This is a genomic window from Clostridium tunisiense TJ, assembly GCF_000300195.1.
Taxonomy (GTDB): domain Bacteria; phylum Bacillota; class Clostridia; order Clostridiales; family Clostridiaceae; genus Clostridium_J; species Clostridium_J tunisiense.
This window is the reverse complement of record NZ_AMQH01000033.1, coordinates 1-3,404: the sequence shown is the minus strand read 5'-3', so window position 1 is coordinate 3,404 and position 3,404 is coordinate 1. Positions and strand designations below refer to the sequence as shown.

At 31.0% G+C, this 3,404-nt stretch carries 2 protein-coding genes, 2 tRNA genes and 1 rRNA gene; all 5 read left to right on the top strand.

All coding sequences use genetic code 11. The annotated features are described in order from the left end of the window. Positions 1–114, top strand: a 5S ribosomal RNA gene (gene rrf / locus C661_RS0120775); the annotation flags it as partial. A 7-nt stretch (positions 115–121) separates the two neighbouring features. Continuing rightward, positions 122–198, top strand: a tRNA-Ile gene (locus C661_RS0120770). Positions 199–203: 5 nt separating this feature from the next. After that, positions 204–279: transfer RNA gene (locus C661_RS0120765), tRNA-Ala, on the top strand. Positions 280–995: 716 nt separating this feature from the next. After that, entirely contained in the window at positions 996–1,745 is a 750-nt protein-coding gene (surE, locus tag C661_RS0120760; RefSeq protein WP_017417241.1) for a 5'/3'-nucleotidase SurE, read from the top strand. Between the two features lie 57 nt (positions 1,746–1,802). After that, entirely contained in the window at positions 1,803–2,945 is a 1,143-nt protein-coding gene (locus C661_RS0120755) for a pyridoxal-phosphate-dependent aminotransferase family protein (RefSeq protein ID WP_017417240.1), read from the top strand. The last annotated feature ends 459 nt before the right edge of the window (positions 2,946–3,404 follow it).

Here is a 3,404-nt window from a genome sequence, read left to right as displayed (position 1 = left end):
GTGATGATGCGTTTAGAAGATACACCCGTTCCCATACCGAACACGAAGGTTAAGATCTAAACGGCCAAGAGTACTGCAAGGGAGACTTTGTGGGAGGGTAGGTGGTCGCCAGGTCATATATGGATCTTTAGCTCAGTTGGTTAGAGCAACCGGCTCATAACCGGTTGGTCCGGGGTTCGAGTCCCTGAAGGTCCACCATATTTGGGGGTATAGCTCAGTTGGGAGAGCACCTGCCTTGCACGCAGGGGGTCAAGAGTTCGAATCTCTTTATCTCCACCAAAAAGCAATCCATTAGGATTGCTTTTTTATTTTTGTAAAACATTAGTTTAAATTGAAGAAATCAGAGTAAAGTTTCTAATACAGCAAAACCTGCAAATTAGGAACTTAAGTATAATAAGTTATGAAAAATATTACTAATTATAGGAAGCGTGTGTTTACACGCTTTTTTTATTATATAGGAAATGCAATCATTGAATTAAGAAAATGTATAAAAAGTACAGGTATTAAAGGAATTGGAGAAGCTGAAAAAATACGGATAAAATAATTACATTAAAAGGAGGTATAAGCACATGTTTTTCTTATAGTTTCTTTAAAATATGGATGAGAATTTTGAAACACCCTATACTATGACTAGTAAAATTAATGCACTATACAAGGTTATTAGAATACGATAAAATTTAATAAAGCAACTTTAAATACATACACTAATTTTTCTTTCATTAAAGAAAAATTAGTGTATATAATTAAACTTTTATTGAAGATAATAAATTCTATGTAGAAATTTATTAATAAGTATAACAAGCCTTTAGGGGTATCATATAAACTTGTAAGGTTTATAATGAACTCAAGTGAAGAATTTATAGGGAGTCATTAAAGGGTGTTAAAAATGACTAGGTTAAACTTTAATCTTCAACTACCTGTAACAAGTAGAGATAGAAAGGTCAAATTACAAATTATTATTTGAAGTGAAAATGCAGAAATATTGGAGGGTTTAAATGAGAATATTAATTACAAATGATGATGGAATAAATGCTAAAGGAATACAGGTTTTAGCTAAATCATTACAGGATAATCATGAAATAATATTAGTAGCACCGGATAGGCAAAGAAGCGCTAGTAGCCATTCTATAACTTTAACTATACCTTTAATAATAAAAGAGGTAAAAGTTAATGGATTGAAGTGTAAGTGCTATAGCGTTAGTGGGACACCGGCAGATTGCACTAAAGTCGGTATAGAAAAGTTAGTTAAAGGTAAAATTGATTTAGTTTTATCAGGAATCAATGACGGATTTAATTTAGGCACAGATGTGTTATATTCAGGAACAGTTTCAGCGGCTATTGAGGCTTCAATTATGAAGATTCCATCTATAGCTATATCTTGTGATGGTAGTGATAGTAGTTTTGATATTGGAGTGGATTACATTAGTAGGATAATTAATACTGTGGATATAGAAGAGCTTAAGGAAGATGTAGTATTAAATATGAATATTCCACCTGTATCTAAAGAAAGAGTAAAAGGTATTAAAGTTTGTAAAATAGGAGAAAGAAAATACAAAAATGTGTTTATTGAGGTTGAATCTACAAATGAACATACTAGTTACTCAGTAAAGGGCACACCAGAAGATTCTAATGAAGGAGATTCAGATGTAGCATGTATAAAAGAAGATTACATTACATTAACACCATTACATTATGATTTAACTAACTTTAACATACTAAGTAAAGTATCAAATTTGTTTGAATAAGTTTGTAGTATAATAAAAGTGATAGTTTGAGTATTTGTATTAAAGGAGCGATATGCTATGAGAAAACCTTATATTTTTACACCGGGTCCCACAGAAGTTAGAGAAAATGTTCGCTTGGCTAGGGCCATTGAGGTAACCAACCCTGATATAGATGAAAGTTTTTATGATTTTTATAAAGATACTTGTGAAAAGATTAGTAAAATAATTCATACAAACAATGATGTGTACATACTTAGTGGAGAAGGTATTCTTGGTTTGGAGGCAGCTTGTGCTTCACTAACGGAACCAAAGGATAGGGTTTTAATAATAGATAATGGAATATTTGGAGAAGGATTCGGAGATTTTGTGAAAATTTATGGTGGAGTACCTGTCTATTTTTCATCAGATAGAACCAAAGAAATATGTGTTGAAGAGTTAAGAGAGTTTTTACAAAAGGATAATCAATTTAAATATGCTACAGTTGTTCATTGCGACACGCCGTCAGGTGTGCTTAATGATATAAGCAAAATATGTCCACTATTAAAAGAATATGGAATTATAACTGTGGTGGATAGTGTTGCTGCTATGGTGGGGGAAACTCTTAAGGTAGATGAATGGAAAGTAGATATTGCATTAGGTGGGTCCCAGAAGGCTTTTTCAGCTCCACCGGGATTGACCATTTTATCCATAAGTGAAGATGCCTTTAAGGTTATGGATAATAGGAAAACACCCATTGTGGGATTTTATTGTAATCTTACTATCTGGAGAGAATACTATACTAAAAAATGGTTTCCATACACAATGCCTATAAGCGACATTATGGGATTAAATATAGCAGTAGATAATATTTTAGATGAAGGTGTTGAAAGGGTAATAGAGAGACATAGAAAAATAGCATATGCTACTAGAAAATCTTTGGAAGAGTATGGATTAAACCTGTATATCAAACAAGGATACTCTAATACAGTAACCGTAGTAGAACCTCCAGAACAAATAGAAGTTAGGAAGATAATTGGTCATTTACTAGAAAAATATAATGTTTTGTTGCCAGGATCCTTTGGGTATTTAAATAATAAGGTTATTAGAATTGGTCATATGGGTGAAAATGCTCATATAGAAAAAATAGTATATATATTAAATGTTTTAGATTTAGCATTAAAAGATTTGGGATATATTTCTAAACATTCACTAGTGCAACTGTTCAATAATTATTATAATTAGTAACTTAATATTAGTAGAATATCAATATTTAAATATATTAGGACTTATAATTTACTTATAAGTCCTAATATATTTTGAAAACCTATTGAGAAGACGAACAGGTTTCTATAGGAATATAGAATAATAATATGGTAAATAAGGCACATGTGGTATAATATGAATATAAACCCATCCTAGTGTATCTATATATGAATTAATTAGAAAAACAGTGTAATAAAAAGAAATTATAGGATAAATTACAAAATTTAAAACTATATAAATATACATACGTATATATCCATGTTATTATAAACAAGTCGTCAATACGAAACACTAAAATAAAGCAAAAATAAAAAATGCTTGACAAGTGATTTGATAGATGATAAGATGTAAAAGTCGCCAGATGGTGACAACGCTACAGTGTAGCGCTAAATTGGTCTTTGAAAATTAAACAGAGAAAAAGGTAAAACCAGTTAATTC

Excerpts from the sequence above, each read along its gene's own strand:
- C661_RS0120755 (WP_017417240.1), top strand. The coding sequence starts at position 1,803 with ATGAGAAAACCTTATATTTTTACACCGGGTCCCACAGAAGTTAGAGAA.
- surE (WP_017417241.1), top strand. The coding sequence starts at position 996 with ATGAGAATATTAATTACAAATGATGATGGAATAAATGCTAAAGGAATA.